The following is a 5,505-nucleotide window of genomic DNA, read 5'->3' as shown; positions in this document are numbered from 1 at the left end:
GCGGGTACCGGCACCCCGTTGGAGTGAACCGGATCACACCCGGTCGATCAGCTGTCGAATCCCAGCCCCAAGCGGTCCATCGTGCGCAGCCACAGGTTGCGGCGGCCGCCCTGGGCGTCCGCGCGGGCCAGTGACCACTTGGTGAGGGCGATGCCCGTCCAGGCGAAGGGCTCGGGCGGGAAGGGCAGGGGCTTCTTGCGGACCATTTCCAGTTCCGTGCGTTCCGTGCGTTCACCGGACAGCAGGTCCAGCATGACCTCGGCGCCGAAGCGGGAGGCACCGACCCCGAGGCCGGTGTACCCGGCCGCGTAGGCCACCTTGCTCTGGTGGGCGGTGCCGAAGAACGCCGAGAAGCGGGAGCAGGTGTCGATCGCGCCGCCCCAGGCGTGGCTGAAGCGGACGCCCTCCAGCTGCGGGAAGCAGGTGAAGAAGTGCCCGGCGAGCTTGGCGTAGGTCTCGGGGCGGTCGTCGTACTCGGCGCGGACGCGGCCCCCGTAGGGGTAGATCGCGTCGTAGCCGCCCCAGAGGATCCGGTGGTCGGCGGACAGGCGGAAATAGTGGAACTGGTTGGCGCTGTCGCCGAGGCCCTGGCGGTTCTTCCAACCGATCGAGTCGAGCTGCGCGGGGGTGAGCGGCTCGGTCATCAGGGCGTAGTCGTAGACCGGGACGGTGTACGAGCGGACACGTCTGACCAGGTTCGGGAAGACGTTGGTGCCGAGGGCGACCCGGCGGGCGCGGATCCGGCCGTAGGGGGTGCGTATGGCCATGCCGGGGCCGTGCGGCTTCAGGGTGAGGGCGGGCGTGTTCTCGTGGACGCGCACACCCAGCTCCACGCACGCCCGCTTCAAGCCCCAGGCGAGCTTCGCCGGGTTCAGCATGGCGACGCCCCTGCGGTCCCACAGGCCCGCCTGGAAGGTGGGTGAGTCGACCTGCTCCCGTACGGCGTCGGCGTCCAGGAACTCGACGCCGTCGGCCAGACCCCGGCGGGAGGTCTCCTCGTGCCACGCGCGCAGTTCACGTGCCTGGTAGGGCTCGGTGGCGACGTCGATCTCGCCGGTGCGCTCGAAGTCGCAGTCGATGGAGTGCCGGGCGAGGGCCTCCTCGATCTCGTCGAGGTTGCGGTCGCCCATCCGCTGGAGCGTGTGGATCTCGTCGGGCCACCGGGCGAGGCCGTTGGGCAGGCCGTGGGTGAGGGAGGCGGCGCAGAATCCGCCGTTGCGGCCGGAGGCGGCCCAGCCCACCTCGCGGCCCTCCACCAGCACCACGTCCCGCTGCGGGTCGCGCTCCTTGGCGATCAGCGCCGTCCACAGGCCGCTGTAGCCGCCCCCGACGACCAGCAGGTCGCAGGTCTCGGAGGTGGTCAGGGCGGGTTCGGGACGGGGCCGGCCGGGGTCGTCCAGCCAGTACGGGACCGGCTGGACGTCGGAAAGCGAACGGGTCCACTGATTCATGGCGCTCGGGGCCATGATTTCAACTCCCTACGGTTATGCCTTCTGCCTGTTGCGGCGGTTTCCGACAACCATGGAAACCAGGACGAACAGCACGGCGACGACGAACATGGTCGTGCCGATGACATTGATCTGAACCGGCGTTCCGCGCTGCGCCGAGCCCCAGACGAACATGGGGAAGGTGACGGTCGAGCCGGCGTTGAAATTGGTGATGATGAAATCGTCGAAGGACAGCGCGAAGGCGAGAAGTGCGCCCGCCGCGATGCCCGGTGCGGCGATCGGCAGGGTCACCCGGAGGAAGGTCTGGAACGGGCCCGCGTACAGGTCCCGGGCGGCCTCCTCCAGTTTTGGATCCATCGACATCACGCGTGCCTTGACGGCCGTGACCACGAAACTCAGGCAGAACATGATGTGCGCGATGAGGATCGTCCAGAAGCCCAGCTGGGCGCCCATGTTGAGGAACAGGGTGAGCAGCGAGGCGGCCATGACGACCTCGGGCATCGCCATCGGCAGGAAGATCAGCGAGTTCACGGCACCGCGGGCGCGGAACCGGTAGCGGACCAGGGCGAAGGCGATCAGGGTGCCGAGGAGGGTGGCGCCGAGGGTCGCCCAGACCGCGATCTGGAGGCTGAGGGACAGCGACCCGCACAGCCCGGAGACCCCGCAGGGGTCCTTCCAGGCGTCCAGGGAGAACTGCTGCCATGCGTAGTTGAAGCGCCCCTTCGGCTTGTTGAAGGAGAACACCGTCACGACGACGTTCGGCAGGAGGAGATAGCCGAGGGTCAGCAGTCCCGCCAGAACCACGAGATTTCTCTTGAGCCAGTTGACGAAGGGCATTTAGACCAGATCCTCCGTCCCGGACCTGCGGATGTAGAGGGTGACCATGAGCAGAATGGCCGCCATGAGGATGAAGGAGAGCGCCGCGGCCGTCGGATAGTCGAGGACTCTCAGGAACTGCGTCTGGATGACGTTTCCGACCATGCGGGTGTCGGTGGAGCCGAGCAGATCGGCGTTCACGTAGTCACCGGCCGCCGGAATGAAGGTCAGCAGCGTGCCGGAGACGACACCCGGCATCGACAGTGGGAAGGTGACCTTGCGGAACGTCGTCGAGGGCCGGGCGTACAGATCCCCCGCCGCCTCGTGCAGTCGTCCGTCGATGCGCTCCAGCGAGGTGTAGAGCGGCAGGATCATGAACGGCAGGAAGTTGTACGTCAGACCGCAGACCACGGCCAGCGGAGTGGCCAGGACGCGGTCGCCGGCGGTCATGCCGAGCCAGCTGGTGACGTCCAGGACGTGCAGCGTGTTGAGCGCGCCGACGACCGGGCCGCCGTCCGCGAGGATCGTCTTCCAGGCGAGGGTGCGGATGAGGAAGCTGGTGAAGAACGGCGCGATCACCAGGATCATGATCAGGTTGCGCCAGCGGCCGGCCCGGAAGGCGATCAGATACGCCAGCGGGTAGCCGAGCAGCAGGCAGAGGATCGTCGCCGTGCCCGCGTAGAGCACCGAGCGGACGAACTGCGGCCAGTAGGCGGAGAGCGCGTCCCAGTACGTGGCGAAGTGCCAAGTGACCTTGTAGCCCTGCTCCAGCGAGCCCGTCTGCACGGACGTGGAGGCCTGGTAGATCATCGGCAGCGCGAAGAAGACGACCAGCCACAGGATGCCTGGCAGCAGCAGCCAGTACGGCGTGAAGCGGCCCCGGCGCTTCGGCGGCTTCGACTCGGGCGCTTGCGGCGCGAGGGGCGGTGGCGCCTCGGTGAGTGTCGACATCAGGCCGCCTCTTCCACTCCGGCGTCGGCGTCCTGGGCGGCGTCCAGGCCGAAGGTGTGGGCCGGGTTCCAGTGCAGGACGACCTCGGCGCCGGGCACCAGGCGGGGGTCGCGGTCGATGTTCTGGGCGTAGACCTCGAAGTCGGAGCAGACCGGGCTGTCGACGACGTACTGCGTGGAGACGCCGATGAAGCTGGAGTCGGCGATCCGGCCCGTGATGCGGTTGCGGCCCTCGGGTATCTCGCCGGCGTCGTCCGCGTGGGTGAGCGAGATCTTCTCCGGGCGCACGCCGACCAGCACCCTGCCGCCGGTGCCCGCGGGCGCGGAACATCGCGCCTGAGGCAGGACGAGCTTGCCGCCGCCGGCCTTCAGCACGATCTCCTCGCCGCTCTTGGAGTCGACCTCGGCCTCGATGAAGTTGGAGGTGCCGAGGAAGTTCGCGACGAACGTGGTGCGCGGGTTCTCGTAGAGCTCGGTGGGTGCGCCCAGCTGCTCGACGCGGCCCGCGTTCATCACGGCGACCGTGTCGGCCATGGTCATGGCCTCCTCCTGGTCATGGGTGACGTGGATGAAGGTGATGCCGACCTCGGTCTGGATGCGCTTGAGCTCCAGCTGCATCTGGCGGCGCAGCTTCAGGTCGAGGGCGCCGAGCGGCTCGTCGAGCAGGAGCACCTTGGGGTGGTTGATCAGCGCGCGGGCGACGGCGACCCGCTGCTGCTGGCCGCCGGAGAGCTGATGCGGCTTCTTGCGGGCCTGCTCTCCGAGCTGCACGAGCTCCAGCATCTCCTCGACCTGCTTCTTCACCGACTTCCATCCGCGCCGGCGCAGGCCGAACGCGACGTTCTCGAAGATGTCGAGGTGCGGGAAGAGGGCGTAGGACTGGAAGACCGTGTTCACCGGCCGCTTGTACGGCGGGAGGGCGGTCACGTCCTGGTCGCCCAGCTGCACGGTGCCGGCGGAAGGTTCCTCCAGGCCGGCGATCATTCGCAGGGTGGTGGTCTTGCCGCAGCCGGAGGCGCCGAGCAGGGCGAAGAAGGAGCCCTGCGGGACGGTCAGGTCGAGCGGGTGGACGGCGGTGAAGGCGCCGTAGGTCTTGGCGATGCCCGTGAGGCGGACGTCGCCGCTGGGGTCCGTCTTGTTCGTCATGGTGGTCACGCCCCCGTCAGCTTCGCGAACTTCGCTTCGAACTCGGTCTCTTCCTTCGAGCTCAGCGAGCGGAAGGCGTGGGACTTGGCGGCCATGGCCTTGTCGGGAATGATCAGCGGGTTGTTCGCCGCGTCCTCGTCGATCTTCGCGAGTTCGGCCTTCACGCCGTCGACGGGGCACACGTAGTTGATGTACGCGGCGAGTTCGGCGGCCGCCTTCGGCTCGTAGTAGAAGTCGATGAGCCGTTCGGCGTTGGTCTTGTGCCGGGCCTTGTTGGGGATCAGCAGGTTGTCGGTCGACGTCACATAGCCGCTGTCCGGGATGAGGAAGTCGATGTCGGGGCTGTCCGCCTTGAGCTGGACGACGTCACCGGCCCAGGCGACACAGGCCGCGAAGTCGCCGCTGGTCAGGTCCGAGGTGTAGTCGTTGCCGGTGAAGCGGCGGATCTGGCCCTTGTCGACGGCCTTCTGGAGGCGGGCGATGGCTGCGTCGTAGTCGTCGGCGGTGAAGTCGGCCGGGTCCTTGCCCATGTCGAGCAGCGTCATGCCGATGCTGTCGCGCATCTCCGACAGGAAGCCGACCCGGCCTTTGAGCCTGGGGTTGTCCAGCAGGTCGGATATCGACTTCACCTCGACGCCGTCGAGGGCCTTCTTGTTGTACGCGATGACGGTCGAGATGCCCTGCCAGACGTACGAGTAGGCGCGGCCCGGGTCCCAGTCGGGGCTGCGGAACTGGGCCGACAGGTTGGCGTAGGCGTGCGGCAGGTTGCTCGGGTCGAGCTTCTGCACCCAGCCGAGACGGATGAGGCGGGCGGCCAGCCAGTCGGTGAGGACGATCAGGTCGCGGCCGGTGTCCTGGCCCGCGGCGAGCTGCGGCTTGATCTTGCCGAAGAACTCGTTGTTGTCGTTGATGTCCTCGCTGTACTTGACCTTGATGCCGGTGCGCTTGGCGAACTGGTCCAGGGTCGGGTGGCGTTTGCCGCTGTCGTCGACGTCCATGTACTCGGTCCAGTTGGAGAAGTTCACCGTCTTCTCCTTGGCCGAGTGGTCCTCGGCCGAGACGCCGCCCTTCGACTGCCCGGCTGCCGGGATGCCGCAGGCGCTCAACGTCCCCAGTCCGCCGGCCGCGAGCGCCCCCCCCGCGGA

Annotated in this window: 5 protein-coding genes; all 5 read right to left on the bottom strand. The window is 67.9% G+C overall.

Annotation, left to right across the window (positions count from 1 at the left end; genetic code table 11):
* Window positions 1-47: 47 nt before the first annotated feature.
* Window positions 48-1,466: an FAD-dependent oxidoreductase gene (locus tag ABZ281_RS35710; RefSeq protein ID WP_356662225.1), complete on the bottom strand. Its 1,419-nt coding sequence runs from the start codon at window positions 1,464-1,466 to the stop codon at window positions 48-50.
* Between the two features lie 18 nt (window positions 1,467-1,484).
* The gene (locus tag ABZ281_RS35705; protein WP_356662224.1) at window positions 1,485-2,285 is read right to left on the bottom strand and encodes an ABC transporter permease; all 801 of its coding nucleotides are present in this window, start codon (window positions 2,283-2,285) and stop codon (window positions 1,485-1,487) included.
* On the bottom strand, window positions 2,286-3,215 hold the full coding sequence (locus ABZ281_RS35700) for an ABC transporter permease (protein WP_356662223.1): 930 nt from the start codon (window positions 3,213-3,215) through the stop codon (window positions 2,286-2,288).
* Window positions 3,215-4,360 carry an ABC transporter ATP-binding protein gene (locus tag ABZ281_RS35695; RefSeq protein ID WP_356662222.1) on the bottom strand — a complete coding sequence of 382 codons (1,146 nt, stop codon included), beginning with the start codon at window positions 4,358-4,360 and terminating at the stop codon, window positions 3,215-3,217. The genes ABZ281_RS35700 and ABZ281_RS35695 overlap by 1 nt, the downstream gene beginning before the upstream one ends.
* A 5-nt stretch (window positions 4,361-4,365) precedes the next feature.
* Window positions 4,366-5,505: spermidine/putrescine ABC transporter substrate-binding protein (locus ABZ281_RS35690; protein WP_356662221.1), on the bottom strand; the 1,140-nt coding region annotated here is incomplete at its 5' end.

Source organism: Streptomyces sp. NPDC006265, from assembly GCF_040613555.1.
GTDB lineage: Bacteria > Actinomycetota > Actinomycetes > Streptomycetales > Streptomycetaceae > Streptomyces.
Note: the sequence above shows the minus strand (reverse complement) of the source record. Positions and strands in the feature narration are given on the sequence as shown.